The organism is Bradyrhizobium sp. UBA2491 (assembly GCF_002341725.1).
Taxonomy (GTDB): Bacteria; Pseudomonadota; Alphaproteobacteria; order Rhizobiales; family Xanthobacteraceae; genus Bradyrhizobium.
On sequence record NZ_DDOP01000014.1, the window covers coordinates 33831 to 52111 of the forward strand.

Genomic DNA, 18281 nt, shown 5'->3' on the forward strand with positions numbered 1-18281 from the left:
CCGGAGAAAGGGACGGAAATCCCCGGAATTCCGTAGCCCGGATCAACCCGGGCTACGGGGCGCACGGTAGCGTTGCTACGCGGCTCGGATGTTCGACAGGAAGCCGTCGATTTCCGAGCGCAGCACGTCGGCCTCGCGGCGCAGCGCGTCGGAGGCGCTCAGCACCTCGCCGGCCGCCGCGCCGGCCTCGGCCGAGGCGGTGGAGACGCCGACGATGTTGCTCGACACCTCGCTGGTGCCGCCGGCGGCGTGCTGGATGTTGCGGGCGATCTCGCGGGTCGCCGCGCCCTGCTCCTCGACGGCGGCGGCGATCGCGGTGGTGACGTCGTTAATCTCGCCGATCGTGCTCGAGATATTGCGGATCGCGGAGACCGCGGTGGTCGTCACCTCCTGCATGCTGACGATCTGCTGGCGGATCTCCTCGGTCGCCTTCGCGGTCTGGCTCGCGAGGTTCTTGACCTCGGAGGCGACCACGGCAAAGCCGCGGCCGGCTTCGCCGGCGCGCGCCGCCTCGATGGTGGCGTTGAGCGCGAGCAGGTTGGTCTGCGAGGCGATGGTCTGGATCAGATCGACCACGACGCTGATGCGCGCGGCGTTATCGGCGAGTCCCTGCATGGTGCTGTCGGTGGCGCTGGCTTCCTCGACGGCCTTGCGGGCGATCTCCGCCGAGGTGACGACCTGGCGGCCGATCTCGGCAATCGACGACGACAGCTCCTCGGTGCCGGCCGACACGGTCTGCACGTTGACCGAGGTCTCCTCGGCGGCTGAGGCCACCGCATTGACCAGCGCGCTGGACTGGTCGGCGGTCGCCGACATGCTCTGCGCGGTCGACTGCATCGAGTTCGCCGCGGTCTGTAGGCTGCCCAGCGCGGTGCGCACGGTGGATTCGAACGTGACGATCTGGGTCTCCATCCGCGAGGCGCGCTCCGCCTTGGCGGTGCGGTCCTTGTTCTGGTTGGCGGTGAGTTCGCGGCTCTCGATCATGCTCTCGCGGAACACCTGTAGCGAATCGGCCATCACGGCGATCTCGTCGCGCTGCCGGCTCTGCGGGATCTCGGTGTCGAGGTCGCCGTCGGACAACAGTTGCATCGAGCGTTGCAGGCCGCGGATGCGGCGCAGGATGTTGCGCCCGACATAGAGCCAGACGAACAGGAACGAGCCGACCAGCGTCAGCGCGCCGAGGCCGATCATGACAGTGGTCGCCAGCGAGATCTGCTGCCGCGCCTGGAAGGTCGACGCGTCGGTCTCCTTCTGCACGGCGTCGACTAGCTGCTGCACGCTGATGCCGAGCCCGACATTGAGCTTGCGGGTCTCCTCCAGGATGGTCTGGCCGTAGTCGATCGAGTCGAGCTCCTTCTGGCGGATCTTGAACACGCCCGTCTTGCCTTCGCCGAGCACCAGCAGCTTTTGCGCGGTGTCACGCACGGCGACGATCGCCGGATTGTTCGGCAGATCGTCGAGGTTGGATTTGATCCGCTCGCGGCCCTTCTTGAACTCGGCCTCGATCGCGTCGATCGTCTCGCTGGAGTTCGCCGACAGCGCCGCGGTCATGTCGGCAGCCATCAGATTGCCGGCGGCGAGCACGTTGCTGATCTGGCCGACGGTGCGCGCCGCCTCGGTGGCGTCGTCGGCCGAGACGTTGGCCGAGCCGAGGATGGCGTTGAGCCGGGTCTGGGCGTCGAGCATCGCCGGACCGGCGGCCGAGACGAACGCGGCCTGCGCCTTGCGCAGCGCATTGTACTGCTTGTCGCGCAGCGCGCCGATATCGAGCCGCTCATGCGCCGCCGAAATCAGGCTCTTGGTGGCCTCGTCGGTGTTCTTGACGTTCTCCTGTAGCGCGCTGACCACGGATTTGTCGGCGCCGAGCTCGATGATCTCGCCGAGCTTGGCGTTGGTCTGCTGCGCGACCTCCTGCACCTTCTTGGTGCGCTCGTTCAGCGCATCGTCGCTTTGCACGGCGAGCAGGCCGGGTCCCTGGGCGGCGAGCGAGGCGCTCTGGGCGGCGAGTTGCAGGCTGGCGGCAAGCCGCGGGATGTCGCGGCCGGAGAGATCGCTCATGGTGCCGCCGAGCTGATGCAGCACGATGCCGGCGCCCGCGCTGATCACCAGCGCCATGCCTGCGATCACGGCGAATGCCGCGAACAGGCTGCCCCTGACGCCCATCTGCGGCAGGCGGATGCGCTTGAGATTTGGTTTGCCGAGCTTGAACCGAAACGCCATTGCCCCGTATCCCCCTGGCCGACTACGCGTGGCCACTACTCTTGGATGTTTCCCCGGCGCGGGAGTATCGGTGCGGTGGGTTAACAAAATCGGGAAAATCGCGACAATCCGCAGGATTTTTCGGGGCTTGCGGCGTTGTCATGGTTCGCTGTGCGGAATCGATGCGCGCGATCGGACGCAAAAAGGCCGGCTTGCGCCGGCCCTTCTACTTTCGGTTGTGGGCGTATCGTTCTCAGTAACGGCCGTAGGCCGGACCGCCGAGATTGCCGAGATTGAAGCGGTAGTTGAGGCCCGCCTTCACCGTGTGCTCGTCATTGTGGAAGCTGCCATACTGCACCAGCGCGCCCGGCGCGGTGAAGCGGCTGTCGCCGAAGTCGTAGTACTGGTACTCGACCTTGGCCGACCAGTTCGGCGCGAACATGTATTCGGCGCCGCCGCCGATGGTCCAGCCGTTGCTGTGGTTGTCGGTCAACGCGAAGCCGACCGGCGCGCCGCCCAAGGTCACCGTTTCGTTGTTGTCGGAATAGGCGTAACCGCCCTTCACGTAGATCAGCCCGGGGCCCCAGGTGTAGCCGACCCGGCCGGTGATCGAGGCGATGCCGCGCTGGTTGTTGTTGTAGGTGTAGCCGCCCGGGAAGATCGCGTTGAGCTGGTGGCCGCCGACCCAGGAATACTGGCCTTCGAGGCCGATCACCCACATCGGCGACAGCTGCCAGTCGTAGCCGCCCTGCACGCCGCCCATGAAGCGGGAGCTGGAATCGGACAACGCGAGGCCGTTGAACGTGCTGTTGTCGGAGAACACGCCGCCGAGATGGCCGCCGAGATAGAAGCCGGTCCAGTTGTAGAGCGGCGCGGCGTAAACGGGCGCGGGCGGCGCCTTCTGGTAATAGCCGCGGTTGAAGTCGGCGGCGTGAGCGGTCGCGCCAAGGGCAGCGACGGCAACAGCCGCGGCTGCGGTTGCGAGCAGGAACGTCTTCATGGGGCAGTCTCCGGACAAGTCATGCGGCGCAGCGTCAGTGGCGCCATCCATGGCGACGGGTTAGACCGCATTTGAATAAAATGCTGTCACCGGAAGACCGCTCGGAGCGTTAAGTCGCACCCTTTGCAGCGAAACGTTTTGTTGTGCCTAACGGACGCTTAAGGGGGAATGAAGGAAGGCTTAACGGGCGCGCGCGCGGCGCATCCGTTGTTAACCAAGCCGCCTGCCGATCAGATCGCGGGTTCGTCGAGCCGCTTGCGCACGTCGTCGCGAATCTGCGCGCGGAACGCTTCGCGGCGCGCGGCGCGATCCTTGACCGGAACGTCGTGGCGATCGAACACGTCGAACTTGTCCAGGATCGGATAGTGCTCGCTCGCCATCGCCAGCACGCGCAGCAGGCCCGCGACCTTTGGGGTCGGGCCGCTGACCTCCCACTTGCGGAGCTTCTCGGCGCCGCCGGCGGCGGGCAGCCCGCACAGCTTGGCCATGTCGGCCGCGGTCAGCTCGCGGCCGAGGGCCTCGCCGAGATGGGTGCGCAGTTTTCTCAGTTCAGGGCCGGTCACTCTCGGGTCCGCTCCGCGATAAGAATGTGAAGTGAGTCACATGACGTGTTCGAGACGCGGGCTATACGCCGCGCATGCGACTTCTAAAGGAAACCGTCATGCATGGCATCATTGAGAGTCTCAGCCCCGAACACGGACACATCGATTGGAAATGGGTCGGCAGTGTGTTCGTGCTCTATGTGGTGTTGGTGATAGGCGGGGCAGGGCTTCTGCTGGCGCATTGATCCGTGGCACCGCGCACCGCGTGCTGACGACGACCATCGTTTTCGAGAGATCCTGGTGCTGCCAGACAGGATTGAACTGTCGACCTCTCCATTACCAATGGAGTGCTCTACCACTGAGCTACGGCAGCGTGCCCGGGAAAAATTGAATCGGCCCAGAGGGCCCGTCCAAGCGGGCGGTTCTTGCCACAGGCCTCCCCTTCGCGCAAGCGAAACAGCGCCCCTCCCGCCGGGCAAATCGGCAGAAATCACGTTCCGCGTCGATGATTGCGGCCAATCCGGCCGATTCCGGCCGGATTGGGTTCCCGATGGTGCCGGAAGGCTCCCGATCCACCAACCGCCGAATCATGCCGTCGCGCGCAACTGGTCGACCGGGCAGGGTGCGCGGGCCCCGGCCATTGTCTATGCTCGCGTGGCGCAAGGCGACGGGCGGTTCGAGAGTGTTGCAATGACGGGCGATCGGGACAGTGGCGGCGGGCAGAAGGATGCACGACAGGATCGCCTCAAGCTCGCGCTGCGCGAAAACCTGAAGCGGCGGAAATCGCAGGCGCGGGGTCGCGAGGATGTGGCTTCCGAGCCGGCCGACGGCCCGCTAGATGTCGGCTCGCCGGATGATGCCGGCGGAAACGAGCCGGGCCATTGATCCGGCAGGTGTGATTCCAAGAGAAGCAGGTCGCCGAGATGGCTGTGGACGAGACGACGATCAATCGCCTGAGCGCAACCGCCCACGCCTTTCCGCGCCATGAGCAGACCTTTCCGACCCTGACCTCCCATGAGATCGAACGGATGCGCCGCTTCGGCGAGCCGCGCTCCTACCACGACGGCGAGGCGCTGTTCGAGACCGGCACGCCGGGTCCCGGCATGTTCGTGGTGCTGTCGGGCAGCGTGTCGATCACCCAGCGCGACGGCCTCGGCCGTGTCACGCCGGTCATCGACCAGGGGCCGGGGCAATTCCTCGCCGAGATCGGCCAGCTCTCCGGCCGCGCCGCGCTGGTCGACGGCCATGCCGACGGCGCAGTCGAGACATTGCTGCTGCCGCCGGACCGGCTGCGCGCGCTGCTGGTCGCCGAGGCCGACCTCGGCGAGCGCATCATGCGCGCGCTGATCCTGCGCCGGGTCAGCCTGATCCAGGGCGGCGCCGGCGGCCCGGTGCTGATCGGCTCGGCGTCGGTCGGCAACATGGCGCCGTTGCAGAACTTCCTGGCCCGCAACGGCCAGCCGCATCACGTGCTCGATCCCGCGGCCGACACCGACGCCGCCGATATTATCGCGCGCTATTCGCCGACCCGCGCCGAGCTGCCGCTGGTGGTCTGTCCCAACGGCACGGTGCTGCGCAATCCGTCCGAGATCGCGCTGGCGATGGCGCTCGGCATGGTCGGCAGCGGTACGCAGGACAGGCTGTACGATGTCGCCGTGGTCGGCAGCGGTCCGGCCGGGCTCGCCACCGCGGTCTATGCCGCGTCCGAGGGATTGTCGGTCGCGGTGTTCGATTCCCGGGCGTTCGGCGGCCAGGCCGGCGCCAGCATGCGGATCGAAAACTATCTGGGCTTCCCGACCGGCATCTCCGGCCAGGCGCTGGCCGGGCGGGCCTTCAACCAGGCGCAGAAATTCGGCGCCGAGATGTTGATCCCGGTCTCGATCAAATCGCTCGACTGCTCCAAGACATCAGGCGCGTTCGCGCTCGCAACCGGATGCGGGCACACGCTGCGCGCCAAATCGGTGGTGGTGGCGAGCGGCGCGCGCTACCGGCGGCCTGTGATCGACAATCTCGAGACCTATGAAGGCCGCGGCGTCTGGTACTGGGCCTCGCCGATCGAGGCGCGGCTCTGCGCCAACCAGGACGTCGTGCTGGTCGGCGGCGGCAACTCCGCCGGGCAGGCGGCGGTCTATCTGTCTGCGCATGCCCGCAAGGTCAACATGATGATCCGCGGCGGCGGGCTCGGGGCCAGCATGTCGCGCTATCTGATCGAGCGCATCGAGGCGACGCCGAACATCGAGCTGATGTTCAACACCGAGGTGATCGGGCTCGACGGCGCGGAGACGCTGGAGCGGGTGCGCTGGCGCAGCCGGCTCGCTCCCGACGCGTTCACGATGGATATCCGCAACCTGTTCCTGTTCGTCGGCGCCGATCCGGCGACCGGCTGGCTCGAAGGCTGCGGCGTGGAGGTCGATCGCGGCGGCTTCGTCAAGACAGGCGTGCAGAACGGCGAGGGCACGCCCGCCGTGCCGCTGCTCGAGACCACGGTGCCCGGCGTGTTCGCGGTCGGCGACGTCCGCTCCGGATCGGTCAAGCGGGTCGGCGGCGCGATCGGCGAAGGCGCCCAGGTCGTCGCCGCGCTGCACGGCTATCTCGCCGATGCCGGCAGTCCGTCATTGTAGCGATGATGCGGCGGGGAAGCTCTATTCCCGTCATCCCCGCGCAAAGGCTTCGCCTTTGTCGCTGGAGGTGCGAGCGAAGCGAGCCTCGAAGGATGCACGGCCCCGCCTGTGGCCGATTCATCCTTCGAGACGCGCGTTCCGCGCTCCTCAGGATGACGGGTTAAAAAAGACTCACAAGCAGGAGGCCGCAAATGCCAAAAGGCTGCACCCATATCGCCGGCATCCAGGACGTCACCCCGAGCGCGCTCGGCTGCGAGGAGTGCCTGAAGAGCGGCAGCCCGTGGCTGCATCTGCGGATCTGCCGGACCTGCGGCCATGTCGGTTGCTGCGACGACTCGCCGAACCGGCATGCGACCGCGCATTTCCACGCCACCGGCCATCCGGTGATCGAGGGTTACGATCCGCCGGAGGGCTGGGGCTGGTGCTATGTCGACGAGGTGCTGTTCGACCTGTCGAAGCGCAAGACGCCGCATAACGGACCGATCCCGCGTTATTATTGATTCAACATCTCACGTGGTGCACGCGCCGCGGCGCGTCGCTTTCGAGCCACCGCAGCGGAAATGGGCTGTCAGTCGTCCTGCCATCGAACCATGTAGCAATTCTCGGAGATGCATCGTAACGTGGTGTGGGTTCTCAACGGGGAGTGCGCCACATGACGACGTTGGTGCTTGTGCACGTTATCATCAGCCTGATTGCGATCGTCTCCGGTGTGATCGTGATGTTCGGCCTGCTCGGTTCGCAGTCGAGACCCGGGCTGACCGCGATCTTCCTGCTGCTCACGATCCTGACCAACGCCACCGGCTTCCTGATCCCGCCGCTCGTGACCGAGAAGCTGCTGCCGTCGCACATCATCGGCGGCCTCTCGCTGGTGCTGCTCGCGATCGCCTGCATCGCGCTGTATGCGATGCAGCTCAAGGGCGCCTGGCGGCCGATCTATATCGTGACCGCGCTGGTCTCGCTCTATCTCAACGTCTTCGTGCTGGTCATCCAGAGCTTCCTCAAGATCCCCGCGTTGCAGGCGCTGGCGCCGGCCGTGCCGCCGAACCCGCCGTCAGGGCCGGTGTTTGCCGCCGTGCAGGGCATCGTGCTGGTGTTCTTCGCCGTGATGATCATCGGCGCCTGGCGCCGGTTCAGGCCGGCTGCGTTCGCCTGATCCGGGGCGGATGACATCAATTCGAGGCGACGCACATAGACCATGACATGCGGCGGCGTGTCTGGACACGCCGTCGCCAACAGCCGGTTCATGCCTGGCGTGGCCGGACCACCAGATCGGCAACAACAGGAGCGATCCAATGCCCACCATCACCACCAAGGACGGCGTCGAGATCTTCTACAAGGATTGGGGCTCGGGTCAGCCGATCGTGTTCAGCCATGGCTGGCCGCTGTCGTCGGACGACTGGGACGCCCAGATGCTGTTCTTCCTCAATCACGGCTTTCGCGTCATAGCCCATGACCGCCGCGGCCACGGCCGCTCCGCCCAGGTCGCCGACGGCCACGACATGGACCACTATGCCGATGACCTCGCCGCGGTCACCGCGCATCTCGACCTGAAGAATGCCGTCCATGTCGGTCATTCCACCGGCGGCGGCGAGGTCGTGCACTACATCGCTCGCCATGGCGAGAGCCGGGTGGCGAAGGCCGCAATCATCGCAGCCGTGCCGCCCTTGATGGTGCAGACGCCCGCCAATCCCGGCGGCCTGCCGAAATCGGTGTTCGACGGCTTGCAGGCGCAGGTCGCGGCCAACCGATCGCAGTTCTATCGCGATCTGCCGGCCGGCCCGTTCTATGGCTACAACCGGCCCGGCGTAAAATCGTCGGAAGCGGTGATCCAGAACTGGTGGCGGCAGGGCATGATGGGCGGCGCGAAAGCCCATTACGACGGCATCGTCGCGTTCTCGCAGACCGACTTCACCGAGGATCTGAAGAAGATCAACGTGCCGGTGCTGGTGATGCATGGCGACGACGACCAGATCGTGCCCTACGCGGATTCCGGCCCGCTCTCGGCCAAGCTGCTGAAGAACGGCACGCTGAAGACCTACAAGGGCTTCCCGCACGGCATGCCGACCACGGAGGCCGAGACCATCAACGCGGACCTGCTGGCGTTCATCAAGGGGTGAGGCGAGCGCAAACACCATCGCAGTTCGGTGCGACCAGGTGAGGCAGCCACCAGCGGTAGGGTTCCCTCCCCCCTTGCGGGGGAGGGAGCCTGACGAGCGTGCTCACCTGACGAATTTGCCCGACGTGCCAGGTTACCTTGTCGAGCGCCGTCGCCGTCAGCTCCTTTGCATGGGGTTGTTTTCGATATTTTGCTCGTGCGCGGCCGGTTCCCCCGAGCGGCATTTCCTCGGCGCCGCGTGGTACCTCTGGCTGCCGAACGCGTTATAACCACCGTTATGTCCCCGCCCGCGCCCCTGAAGCTGATCGCCCTCGATGCCGATGACCTCGCGGTCATCTCCGCCCATGTGCAGGACGCCCGCGTCCAGCCCTCCGATATCGTCTGGCGCCAGGGCGAGAAGCGCCTGGTGGTCGGCCTGAACCGGCTCGACTGGGAGCAGACCCTGTCGGGCGGCACCTGCTCGCGGCGGATGGTCGCCGCGCTCCGGTTCGACCGGGTGCTGGCCTGCAAGTCGCGCAAGATCGACCTGGCGGCCCCGGACGCCCCCCTGGAACTGCTCGGGATCGAATTCCATGTCTCCAACCCGCCCAGCGGCAGCGCGCTCCTGATGTTCGGCCATGGCGGGGCGCTGCGGCTGGATGTCGAGTGCCTGGAGTGCGAATTGACCGATCTCGGGGCTGACGATTTCGGGATGCCGCCGGCGTAACGCTCAGCCCGCCGCGTCCCAAGGGTTGACGGCCATTATCCGCCGCGCCATTGAGCAGGGACCCAGAGTTCTCTTCAGAAAGCCGCCATGCCCGTTCGCCTGGACCGACAGAGCGCCGATTTCGAGCAGCGTTTCCGCGATTTCCTGGCGGCCAAGCGCGAGGTCTCGGCCGACGTCGAGCGTGCCACCCGCGCCATCGTCGACGACGTGGCCGCCCGCGGCGACGCGGCGCTGCTCGAGGCGACCAGGAAGTTCGACCGGCTCGATATCGCCGCCGCCGGCCTGCGCATCACGCCGGCCGAGATCGACGCTGCGGTCGCGGCCTGCGACCCCAAGACCGTTGAGGCCCTGAGCTTCGCGCGCGACCGGATCGAGACCTTCCATCGCCGCCAGCTGCCGAAGGACGAGCGCTTCACCGATGCCGCCGGCGTCGAGCTCGGCTGGCGCTGGAGCGCGGTCGATGCGGTCGGGCTCTACGTGCCCGGCGGCACCGCGGCCTATCCGTCCTCGGTGCTGATGAACGCGGTGCCGGCCAGGGTCGCCGGGGTGCCGCGGGTGGTGATGGTGGTGCCGGCGCCGGACGGCAAGCTCAACCCGCTGGTGCTCGCGGCCGCCCATCTCGGCGGCGTTTCCGAGATCTACCGCGTCGGTGGTGCCCAGGCGGTGGCCGCGCTCGCCTATGGTACCGCGACGATCGCGCCGGTGGCGAAGATCGTCGGTCCCGGCAACGCCTATGTCGCGGCCGCCAAGCGGCTGGTGTTCGGCAAGGTCGGCATCGACATGATCGCCGGCCCTTCCGAGGTGCTGGTCATCGCCGACGACACCGGCAATGCCGACTGGATCGCGGCCGATCTGCTGGCGCAGGCCGAGCATGACGTCAGCGCGCAGTCGATCCTGATCACCGACAGCGCGCGGCTCGCCGCCGATGTCGAGCGCGCGGTCGAGGCGCAGCTTGTGACGCTGCCGCGCGCCGAGATCGCCCGCACCTCGTGGAATGATTTTGGCGCCGTGATCAAGGTGGCAAAGCTGGACGACGCGGTCGAGCTTGCCAACGCGATCGCGGCCGAGCATCTCGAGATCATGACCGCCGACGCCGAGGCTCTGTCGAACAAGGTCCGCAATGCCGGGGCGATCTTCCTGGGGCCGCATACCCCGGAGGCGATCGGCGACTATGTCGGCGGCTCCAACCACGTGCTGCCGACCGCGCGCTCGGCGCGGTTCTCTTCCGGCCTCGGGGTGCTTGACTTCATGAAGCGAACCTCGATCCTGCGCTGTGGGCCGGATCAGCTCCGTGCGCTCGGGCCCGCCGCGATGACGCTCGGCCAGGCCGAGGGTCTCGATGCCCATTCACGTTCCGTCGGATTGCGCCTCAATCTCCCATGACCCAGCCTCCAGCCGACGATTCCGACAATCGCATCGTCGCGGTGACGCTCGACGAGGAATCGATCGGCCGTTCCGGGCCCGACATCGAGCATGAGCGGGCGATCGCGATCTACGACCTGGTCGAGCAGAACCTGTTCGCGCCCGAGGGCGCCGCCGGGCCGGGTCCCTATACCCTGCATATCGCGATCACCGGCAACCGGCTGATGTTCGATATCCGGAGAGAAGATGGCGCGCCGGTGGTCGCGCATCTGTTGTCGCTGACCCCGTTCCGCCGCGTCGTGAAGGACTACTTCATGATCTGCGACAGCTACTATCAGGCCATCCGAACCGCGACGCCGGACAAGATCGAGGCAATCGACATGGGGCGCCGCGGCATCCATGACGAGGGCTCGCGCACGTTGCAGGAGCGGCTCAAGGGCAAGGTGCGGGTCGATTTCGAGACCGCGCGGCGGCTGTTCACGCTGATCACTGTGCTGCACTGGAAGGGTGAGGGCGCATGATCCCGAAAAGTGGGTACCGGTTTTCGGATCAGACAATGCGCCAAAACGAGAGGCGCATGATCAGCGACGCGATGATTGACGGGGGCGTACCCCGGTCGAAAAAAGCCTGATCGGATGGAAGCGCCGCGCGCGCGCAACCCGCAGGCCGTGCTGTTCGCATGCGGCCACAACGCCGTGCGCTCGCCGATGGCCGAAAGCCTGTTGCAGCAGATGTTCCCGCAAGGCCTCTATGTCCGCTCCGCCGGCGTCAAGAAGGGCGAACTCGATCCATTCGCGGTCTCTGTGATGGCCGAGTTCGGCCAGGACATTTCCGGCCACAAGCCGCAGACCTTCGAGGAGCTCGAGGACTGGGAAGGACTGAACTTCGACCTCATCATCACGCTGTCGCCGGAGGCGCATCACAAGGCATTGGACCTGACCCGAACGCTCGCCGCCGATGTCGAATACTGGCCGACACATGATCCGACCGGCACCAGCGGCAATCGCGAGCAGAAGCTCGCCGCCTATCGCGAAGTCTGCGACGGCCTCCTGATGCGGATCCGCCGCCGCTTCGCCAAGACTGGCGCCGCGAGCGGCTGACGTTCCGCGTGTTCCGATCGGTGGGAGTGCCCGTTGTCGCCAGACTGACAAACAGCTGTGCTTATGGGGCCTTGTCCCCCAGCGGGCGCGCGATTCGCAGCCGGTTCCAAGGTTGTGCATCGATGCCCCATCCGATAGGTTCCGCCCGCGTCCGTCCCCCCGATTCAGCCCCAAAGCCCGCATGCTAGGCCGTCCCAAATTCGTTCTTGCTTCCGGTTCGCCGCGGCGGCTGGCGCTGCTCAACCAGGCCGGCATCGAACCCGATGCGCTGCGTCCGGCCGATGTCGACGAGACCCCGCGGCGCGGAGAGTTGCCGCGCGCCTGCGCCAACCGCCTGGCGCGTGCCAAGGCCGACGCCGCGCTGAAATCGGTGCAGCTTGACGACGACTTGCGCGGCTCCTTCATCATTGCCGCTGACACCGTGGTCGCGGTTGGCCGCCGCATCCTGCCCAAGGCCAACCTGGTCGACGAGGCCGCGCAATGCCTGCGGCTGCTGTCGGGCCGCAATCACCGGGTCTACACCGCGATCTGCGTGGTGACGCCGCGCGAAGCGTTCCGCCAGCGCCTGGTCGAGACCCGCGTGCGCTTCAAGCGGCTCAGCGAGGACGACATCCAGGCCTATATCGGCTCCGGCGAATGGCGCGGCAAAGCCGGCGGCTACGCCGTGCAGGGCATCGCCGGCTCCTTCGTGGTCAAGATGGTCGGCTCCTACACCAACGTGGTCGGCCTGCCGCTCTATGAGACCGTGACCTTGCTCGGCGGCGAAGGCTTCCCGATCCGCTACGGCTGGCTCAACACCGCGGCGGTGTGAGATCAGTTCTGGAGTATCGGCATCACCGGTACACCTCTCCCTTGTGGCCCCTTATGGGAGAGGTCAAATCGCATCGCAGATGCGATTTGGGTGAGGGGTCTGTCTCCGCGGACGGAGACCCCTCATCCGTCGCGGACGATGTCCGCGCCACCTTCTCCCACAGGGGGAGAAGGGAAGCCCGTCCCTGCGCAACATGGAACATGATGCCGCCTGCTTGATTGCCAGACGGTATAGGCTAAGTCCGAGCCATGACCGACCAACCCCGAACCCCTCCGGCCACCCCACGCGCCTGCCCGATCTGCGGCAAGCCGGTCGCGCAGGCCTTCCGTCCGTTCTGCTCGCCGCGCTGCCGCGACGTCGACCTCAACCGCTGGCTGACCGGCTCCTATGTCGTGCCCGGCCGCGAGGACGACGCGGAGGACCCGGAATAGCCGAGTTTTCCCAACAAGTTGGGGAAAGATGACGGGACGGGCCGCGCCCGGCGAAGCGTTTCGCGAAGCCGGGTGGACACAGCGCCCCGACCTCTCTATAAACCGCCCGCTCGCACCGGCCTTTCGGCCCCGCGGGTATGCCCAGGTAGCTCAGTTGGTAGAGCATGCGACTGAAAATCGCAGTGTCGGTGGTTCGATCCCGCCCCTGGGCACCATCCCCCTCACAATGCTGCCGTAGCCCGTAATCGCTCCACGCGGACACTCGTCCCGGCGTAGCCCGAAGGGCGAAGCCGGATGGTTCGATCCCGCCCCTGGGCACCACGCTTCACCCTTGCGGGCTACGAGTGGCGGAGCCGCGCATCAGCCGTCTCCTACCGATAATCCTTGTTGTCGATCGTCTTGCTGTCCTTGCCGCTGTCACCGCCGGTCGGCATGCACTCGACCTGGACGAGATCGGGATAGAGCTCCCAGGATCGCACCAGGAATTTTCTGCGGACGCCGTAGGAGGTGATGACGCAGCGGTTCAGCACCGGGCTGACGGCGGCGGCGACGTAGCCGGGATAGAACAGCGAGCCGTGGTGGAGGATGCTCCAGAGCTCGTTGAACCAGGTCGAGCGCACCCGGAACGTCACGGTATTCTGCTCGGTGCAGGGCAGCGTCTCGCAACCATAGACCTCGTGGACCTCGAGGCCTTCGGTCTGCGAGCTGGAGAGGTTCTGCGAGTTCGACAGATAGAGCTGCTCGTCGTGCCGCACCGTGGCCAGGTACCAGGGCAAGGTCGCCGCGACCGTCATCGCGCCATAGACGAGGTAGCAGACGGCGATCGTCGCCAGGATCATGATGCCGCCGCGCGCCTTGCTGAACTCCGGGTCGCCATAGGCGTCCTTGGCGTAGACGCAGCGCGCCCAGAGCGCGCGGTAGCCGGCGAAGAGCCAGCGCACGAAGCGGTAGAGCCGCCAGGTGACGGGCGCGATCAGCGTCAGGTAGATCCAGCCGCAGGAGCGGACGAATTGCGACCAGAACCGGCCGAGCAGGGTCAGGTCGCGATGGGCGCGCCCGAGCTCGGACTGGTCGTAGGACTTCTTGGCCTCATAGGCCTTGGTCTTGAAGTCGGACAGCGTCTTGTCGATGCCGTCCAGCAACGCGTTGGCGTCGTCATGCGGCTTTTCGGTCATGGGGGATCCAGCTCGACGTGAAATTGCGGCTCGTCGCATCGAAGCCGATGTCGAGCGTGCCGCTGAAGGCGGGGTCCGCCATCGTCTTGTCGACGATCATGGCCTCGATGCGTTTGATCCGCCCCGGCAGGCCGCGGGCGCCGATCTCGGGCGAATAGGTCTTGTCGCAGAACTCGCGCAGCTGTGCTTCGGGGAAGCGCACCTCGATCGATTGCGCCAGGTAGAAGGCGTTGATGCGCGAGATTTCGCGGAACACGATCTTCTCGATCGTGTCCATGTTGAGCTTGTGGAACAGGATGATGTTCTCGCGCCCCTCGAAGCGGTTCAGGAATTCGGTCCGGAACGCCTTCTTCAGGTCGCGGATGGTGAGCTCATAGGCCTCTTCCTGGCTCAGGTCGCCGGGACCGGTGCCGACCCGCAGCGCATGATCCGCGCCGATGTTGGTGGTCATCGGCATCACCACGTCGCCGAACTCGACCTTGCGGCCGAGATTGTCGCGGCAGCGTCCGTCGTCGAGGATGTTGAGGCAGATGTTGAAGATGTCGGGGTGAGCCTTCTCGATCTCGTCCCACAGCATGACCTGATACGGATTGGCCCGCACCGAGTTGGTCATCTCGCCGCCGGCCGCAAAGCCGTCATAGCCCGGAGGCGCGCCGATCAGCTTGGTGACGTCGTTCTTCTCCATGAACTCGCCCATGTCGTAGCGGTTCAACGCCTTGTCGGTGTCGAACAGCGCTTCCGCCAGCCCCTTGGCGACCTCGGTCTTGCCGACGCCGCTGGCGCCGCAGAACAGGAACGGCAGCGGCCGGTCGGTGCGCCGTCCGCGCCGCCAGACCTTGATCGCGCGGTCGACGTGATCGAGCACGTCGTCCTGGCCGAACACCCGCCGTTTCAGTGATCCGTGCAGGTTGAGCAGCTTGACGGCGTCGTTCTGCTTGAGCTTGGAGGCATCGATGCCGGAGATCAGCGAGAACTCGTCGATCACCATGTCGGCGGTGAACAGCAGGCGGTCGTTGATCTCCCTGGTGACGGCCTTGTACTTCACCCGGTTCTCGTCGACGGCCGCCTGAGTCCGCGCGATCTCGCCGCGCAGCTGGAGAATCTCGGGCGTGGCATAGCCGGACGCCCTGGCGATCAGGTCGAAGTCGGCATCGCCGGCGGAGGCCTTGCCGGCAGGTTCATCGAGGTGCCGCTTCTTCTCCTCGTCCTCGAGGGTGCGCAGTTGCGCCTCCATATGCGCGATCGACTTCTCGCCCTCGCGCTGCGCCGCGTAGTAGCCCTTGATCCTGGCCTGGTATTCGGCGAACTCGGCCTTGTGGCGCGCGATCGCGGCGCGCACGGCGGCGGCCTTCTGTTCGCTGCCGGCGGGGGCGCCGCTGGCGGTGAGACGCGCCAGCTCCGCTTCCAGCTGCGCGAGCAACGGCGGCGTCGAATGCGCCCGCAGCAGATAGCGCGCCATGCCGCGATCGAGCAGGGTGCGGGTGCGTGCGGGCTGCGCCGCGGTCAGCCCGGTGTCGAGCGAACGATACTTACTCGTCATGTCGATGGCGGCCTTGACCGCCGGCGGATCGATCCGGACCTCGTAACTCTCCTCGAGATCTTTCGCGCCGTGCAGCGCGATCTCCTCGAGCTCGGCGCCGGCCGGCTCGGTCAGATCCATCAGCGTGAAATGATCGCGGAAATCGGAATGGCACTTGAGCACCTGGGTCAGGTCGGCCTCGCGCACCTCGAGGAAGACCTGGGTCTTCTTCGCCTTCACCATCGCCGTCAACGCGTTGACGATGTGCATCAGTCCGCTGTTGCGCAGCGCGTCGATCAGATCGAGCGTATCCTCGACGATCAGGACGCTGTCGGGGGTGCGGTTCAGGATCGCGAAGATCGCCTTGAACTGCTTGACGATGGCATCGTTGTCGCCGAGGCCGAACAGGCCATCGGTGTCGAGCCAGAACAGCCGCTTGTTGACGATGTCGAACGGCGCGTCGGCGTCGGCCTTGCGGGCTTGCAGCGCCAGCGCCAGCGTGGTGATGCCGACGCCGCTCGGACCGGAGACGATCACGCTGTTGGCTTCCATCCGCGTCAGGATGGTGCACAGTTCCTCGAACTTCTCCGTACGGCCAACCAGCTTGAAGTTCTTCCGGTTGGCGAGCATGTCGCTGCCGGTGATCAGAAAATTGTCGGCCATCGGGATGTCCATCGGTCAGGCTGCACGCGAGGGAAGCCCGGACCGGTCGTGCCGGTCCGGGAGCGAAGCTCAGATCTGCCCGAACGTGATCTCCTTGTCGTCGACCGGTTTCGGCGCCGTCGCAGCGGCCGCAGCGCCGGGCTCCTTGGCATCCATGCCGATGCTCTCCTGCAAGCGCGCGCGCACCGTGGCGGTGACGTCGCTGAGCTCGCCGAGCCGGCTCTGGATGTTGGAGAGCCCGTCTTCGCGCAGCTTGTTGGCGGCTTGCAGCGATTCGGCGATGTTCGACATCGACTCGACCTTCTCCATGATCCGCTTCGAGGCCTCGTCGACTTGCAGTGCCTGGCGGATCACCTCCTTGTTGGCGACGTCGTCGGTCACCGCATTCATCGCCCGCATCGAATCCCGCACGCTCTCCGAGGCCTCGTTGAGCGCCGAGTTGTTGAGCGCCTGGATCGTGGTGTTCAGGCTGGTGGCGACGCTGGCGATACCGTCGCTGGAGAGCTCGCGCAAATTGACGTTCTGCTTGCCGAGGGCGTCGTGGAAGGTGTTGGCGTCGACGGCGTCCTTTTCGAGATCGGCTACCGTCTTCTTGGTGCCGCGCCCGCTGTCCAGCAGCGCCGTGACATGGCGTTCGAAATCGTTCTTCTTGCGCTCGCGCTCGAGGCGGCCAAGCGTATCCTCGCCCTCCTTCGGCGTCGACAGCGCCTGCACCTTCTCCTTGTTTGCCGTAGAGGCGAGGTCGATGCCCTTGTCGAGGATCGCGACCACCGTGATCATCTGCGAGTTGATCTTGACCAGCTTGTCGGCCTGGCCCTCGATTCCGCCGAGCTCGTCGCGCAGCTCCGAGACCGTGACCTGCGACTTGTCGATGTAGTCGAGCGCGGCCTTGATGATGCCCTCGACGCGCTTGACGTGCTCGGGGCCGGAGATGTCGAGCATCTTGCGGACCTGGTCCTTTTCGGCCTTGAACTTGCCCTGCTTGGCGTCGTGCTCGGCCTTCTCCGTGATGATCGCCTGCGCCTTGTCGCGACAGGTCTTCAGCGCCTCGATCTGCTTGGCGATCAGGAGCTCCTTGGCGGCGATTTCGGCCTGCGCGGATTTCTTGATGCCGCCGAACAGGCCGGTCTGCGTCTTCAGCTTGGCGATGTCGCGCTCGAGCATGTCCTTGTCGGAGGTCGCCTGCCGCGCCTGGGATTCGACCTCCGAGGTCCGGCGGTCCCAATCGGCCTCGCGCTTGCGATCGTCCTCGATCTCCGCGAAGGTATCCAGCACGACATTGTCGCCGGCGGTGCGCAGCGTGTAGAGCGCATCGAGATTGTCGACCAGCGGGTGGATCATCTCGCGGAAATCCAGCACGCCCTTGTTCATGTCGGCAAAGGTCTGCTTCATCTTGGCGAAGACGGTCGTCGACGACAGCTCGATCAGCTTGCGCTGCATCAGCGTGCGCTGCTGCGCCAGATATTCCTTGTAGGCCTCGAGCTGCTTGACCGACGCCTTGCAGTCCTCGGCAAGATCCGGCGAGAGCAGCGCGCCGATCTGGCGGCTGCGCTCCTCGGGCGTGACTTCGGGATTGAAGACGATCTTGGCCACGGGATTGGCGGTGATGTCGACGGGCGCGGCCTGCGCCGCCTGCTTCGGCGCCATCCGCGCCTTGATGGCCTCGTTGACGGCGGTCGATTCCGCGAGTTTGGGGGATGCAGAGGTGGACATTGCAGTCGTCTCCAGGTGGGGCGACTCCGAAACGGAGCCGCATGTGCAGCGCAGACGTTCAGGCCGCGTTGCGGGAAATCGTCGTTGGGCAACTCACATGAAAATTCCGGCCGGCGCGGAAGCTAGATGCGACTCCTCAGTCGCACAACCGTAGGGAGGTGCAATTAGCCCGTTTAACCAAACGAAGTCGCAACAGTGTGTACGCATCGTTTTATGATTGCTGAGAGTTTCAGCCCGGCAGGAAGCTCATTGTTGATGGCTGTTTTGTCGCTTCATGCCCGGTCTGGTTCGATTGAATCGTGATGGGCCTGTTCTGGATCGAT

The 18281-nt window shown here is 65.9% G+C and carries 18 protein-coding genes and 2 tRNA genes; 13 read left to right on the top strand and 7 right to left on the bottom strand.

The window, feature by feature from the left end; all coding sequences use genetic code 11:
• Positions 1 to 75: 75 nt before the first annotated feature.
• From B2W55_RS03470 to B2W55_RS03480, 3 genes are all read right to left on the bottom strand, one after another.
• A complete protein-coding gene (locus B2W55_RS03470; protein ID WP_024579017.1) occupies positions 76 to 2220 on the bottom strand; it encodes a methyl-accepting chemotaxis protein in 2145 nt (714 codons plus the stop codon).
• A gap of 232 nt (positions 2221 to 2452) precedes the next feature.
• A complete protein-coding gene (locus tag B2W55_RS03475) occupies positions 2453 to 3199 on the bottom strand; it encodes an outer membrane protein (protein WP_024579018.1) in 747 nt (248 codons plus the stop codon).
• A 230-nt stretch (positions 3200 to 3429) separates the two neighbouring features.
• Positions 3430 to 3762: a hypothetical protein gene (locus B2W55_RS03480; protein ID WP_024579019.1), complete on the bottom strand. Its 333-nt coding sequence runs from the start codon at positions 3760 to 3762 to the stop codon at positions 3430 to 3432.
• Positions 3763 to 3860: 98 nt separating this feature from the next.
• On the opposite strand from B2W55_RS03480, the gene B2W55_RS03485 reads away from it, so the two are divergent.
• A complete protein-coding gene (locus B2W55_RS03485) occupies positions 3861 to 3986 on the top strand; it encodes a hypothetical protein (protein WP_256372047.1) in 126 nt (41 codons plus the stop codon).
• A gap of 53 nt (positions 3987 to 4039) precedes the next feature.
• Here B2W55_RS03485 and B2W55_RS03490 read toward each other — a convergent pair.
• Positions 4040 to 4114: transfer RNA gene (locus B2W55_RS03490), tRNA-Thr, on the bottom strand.
• A gap of 317 nt (positions 4115 to 4431) precedes the next feature.
• Between B2W55_RS03490 and B2W55_RS03495 the strand changes: the two genes are divergently transcribed.
• The 12 genes from B2W55_RS03495 (at position 4432) to B2W55_RS03550 (ending at position 13103) form a co-directional block, all read left to right on the top strand.
• The gene (locus B2W55_RS03495) at positions 4432 to 4626 is read left to right on the top strand and encodes a hypothetical protein (protein WP_024579020.1); all 195 of its coding nucleotides are present in this window, start codon (positions 4432 to 4434) and stop codon (positions 4624 to 4626) included.
• Positions 4627 to 4664: 38 nt separating this feature from the next.
• Positions 4665 to 6362 carry an FAD-dependent oxidoreductase gene (locus B2W55_RS03500; protein WP_024579021.1) on the top strand — a complete coding sequence of 566 codons (1698 nt, stop codon included), beginning with the start codon at positions 4665 to 4667 and terminating at the stop codon, positions 6360 to 6362.
• Between the two features lie 191 nt (positions 6363 to 6553).
• Positions 6554 to 6862 carry a UBP-type zinc finger domain-containing protein gene (locus B2W55_RS03505; RefSeq protein WP_024579022.1) on the top strand — a complete coding sequence of 103 codons (309 nt, stop codon included), beginning with the start codon at positions 6554 to 6556 and terminating at the stop codon, positions 6860 to 6862.
• Between the two features lie 152 nt (positions 6863 to 7014).
• Entirely contained in the window at positions 7015 to 7515 is a 501-nt protein-coding gene (locus tag B2W55_RS03510) for a hypothetical protein (protein ID WP_029878787.1), read from the top strand.
• Positions 7516 to 7654: 139 nt separating this feature from the next.
• On the top strand, positions 7655 to 8479 hold the full coding sequence (locus B2W55_RS03515; RefSeq protein ID WP_024579024.1) for an alpha/beta fold hydrolase: 825 nt from the start codon (positions 7655 to 7657) through the stop codon (positions 8477 to 8479).
• A gap of 276 nt (positions 8480 to 8755) precedes the next feature.
• Positions 8756 to 9184, top strand: a complete 429-nt coding sequence (locus tag B2W55_RS03520) for a DUF2948 family protein (RefSeq protein WP_024579025.1) — start codon at positions 8756 to 8758, stop codon at positions 9182 to 9184.
• Positions 9185 to 9271: 87 nt separating this feature from the next.
• Entirely contained in the window at positions 9272 to 10567 is a 1296-nt protein-coding gene (gene hisD / locus B2W55_RS03525; protein ID WP_024579026.1) for a histidinol dehydrogenase, read from the top strand.
• Entirely contained in the window at positions 10564 to 11067 is a 504-nt protein-coding gene (locus tag B2W55_RS03530; RefSeq protein ID WP_024579027.1) for a UPF0262 family protein, read from the top strand. The genes hisD and B2W55_RS03530 overlap by 4 nt, the downstream gene beginning before the upstream one ends.
• A gap of 114 nt (positions 11068 to 11181) precedes the next feature.
• Positions 11182 to 11646, top strand: coding sequence for a low molecular weight phosphatase family protein (locus B2W55_RS03535; RefSeq protein WP_024579028.1), 465 nt, complete (start codon positions 11182 to 11184; stop codon positions 11644 to 11646).
• 181 nt (positions 11647 to 11827) lie between these two features.
• Positions 11828 to 12457, top strand: coding sequence for a Maf-like protein (locus tag B2W55_RS03540; RefSeq protein WP_024579029.1), 630 nt, complete (start codon positions 11828 to 11830; stop codon positions 12455 to 12457).
• Positions 12458 to 12705: 248 nt separating this feature from the next.
• Complete coding sequence (yacG, locus tag B2W55_RS03545) at positions 12706 to 12888, top strand: DNA gyrase inhibitor YacG (protein WP_024579030.1); 183 nt, start codon at positions 12706 to 12708, stop codon at positions 12886 to 12888.
• Between the two features lie 139 nt (positions 12889 to 13027).
• Positions 13028 to 13103: transfer RNA gene (locus B2W55_RS03550), tRNA-Phe, on the top strand.
• Positions 13104 to 13259: 156 nt separating this feature from the next.
• Here B2W55_RS03550 and B2W55_RS03555 read toward each other — a convergent pair.
• From B2W55_RS03555 to B2W55_RS03565, 3 genes are all read right to left on the bottom strand, one after another.
• On the bottom strand, positions 13260 to 14063 hold the full coding sequence (locus B2W55_RS03555) for a hypothetical protein (protein WP_024579031.1): 804 nt from the start codon (positions 14061 to 14063) through the stop codon (positions 13260 to 13262).
• Positions 14044 to 16245, bottom strand: a complete 2202-nt coding sequence (locus B2W55_RS03560; protein WP_029878788.1) for an AAA family ATPase — start codon at positions 16243 to 16245, stop codon at positions 14044 to 14046. The genes B2W55_RS03555 and B2W55_RS03560 overlap by 20 nt, the downstream gene beginning before the upstream one ends.
• A gap of 69 nt (positions 16246 to 16314) precedes the next feature.
• Positions 16315 to 17958 (bottom strand): hypothetical protein, encoded by a 1644-nt coding sequence (locus B2W55_RS03565; protein ID WP_024579033.1) that lies wholly within the window; start codon positions 17956 to 17958, stop codon positions 16315 to 16317.
• Between the last annotated feature and the right edge of the window lie 323 nt (positions 17959 to 18281).

Coding starts and splice junctions, on each gene's coding strand:
- B2W55_RS03475 (WP_024579018.1), bottom strand. CDS start 3,199: ATGAAGACGTTCCTGCTCGCAACCGCAGCCGCGGCTGTTGCCGTCGCT.
- B2W55_RS03560 (WP_029878788.1), bottom strand. CDS start 16,245: ATGGCCGACAATTTTCTGATCACCGGCAGCGACATGCTCGCCAACCGG.
- B2W55_RS03535 (WP_024579028.1), top strand. CDS start 11,182: ATGGAAGCGCCGCGCGCGCGCAACCCGCAGGCCGTGCTGTTCGCATGC.
- B2W55_RS03470 (WP_024579017.1), bottom strand. CDS start 2,220: ATGGCGTTTCGGTTCAAGCTCGGCAAACCAAATCTCAAGCGCATCCGC.
- B2W55_RS03515 (WP_024579024.1), top strand. CDS start 7,655: ATGCCCACCATCACCACCAAGGACGGCGTCGAGATCTTCTACAAGGAT.
- B2W55_RS03540 (WP_024579029.1), top strand. CDS start 11,828: ATGCTAGGCCGTCCCAAATTCGTTCTTGCTTCCGGTTCGCCGCGGCGG.
- B2W55_RS03495 (WP_024579020.1), top strand. CDS start 4,432: ATGACGGGCGATCGGGACAGTGGCGGCGGGCAGAAGGATGCACGACAG.
- B2W55_RS03530 (WP_024579027.1), top strand. CDS start 10,564: ATGACCCAGCCTCCAGCCGACGATTCCGACAATCGCATCGTCGCGGTG.
- B2W55_RS03565 (WP_024579033.1), bottom strand. CDS start 17,958: ATGTCCACCTCTGCATCCCCCAAACTCGCGGAATCGACCGCCGTCAAC.
- B2W55_RS03505 (WP_024579022.1), top strand. CDS start 6,554: ATGCCAAAAGGCTGCACCCATATCGCCGGCATCCAGGACGTCACCCCG.
- yacG (WP_024579030.1), top strand. CDS start 12,706: ATGACCGACCAACCCCGAACCCCTCCGGCCACCCCACGCGCCTGCCCG.
- B2W55_RS03510 (WP_029878787.1), top strand. CDS start 7,015: ATGACGACGTTGGTGCTTGTGCACGTTATCATCAGCCTGATTGCGATC.
- B2W55_RS03555 (WP_024579031.1), bottom strand. CDS start 14,063: ATGACCGAAAAGCCGCATGACGACGCCAACGCGTTGCTGGACGGCATC.
- B2W55_RS03485 (WP_256372047.1), top strand. CDS start 3,861: ATGCATGGCATCATTGAGAGTCTCAGCCCCGAACACGGACACATCGAT.
- B2W55_RS03500 (WP_024579021.1), top strand. CDS start 4,665: ATGGCTGTGGACGAGACGACGATCAATCGCCTGAGCGCAACCGCCCAC.
- B2W55_RS03520 (WP_024579025.1), top strand. CDS start 8,756: ATGTCCCCGCCCGCGCCCCTGAAGCTGATCGCCCTCGATGCCGATGAC.
- hisD (WP_024579026.1), top strand. CDS start 9,272: ATGCCCGTTCGCCTGGACCGACAGAGCGCCGATTTCGAGCAGCGTTTC.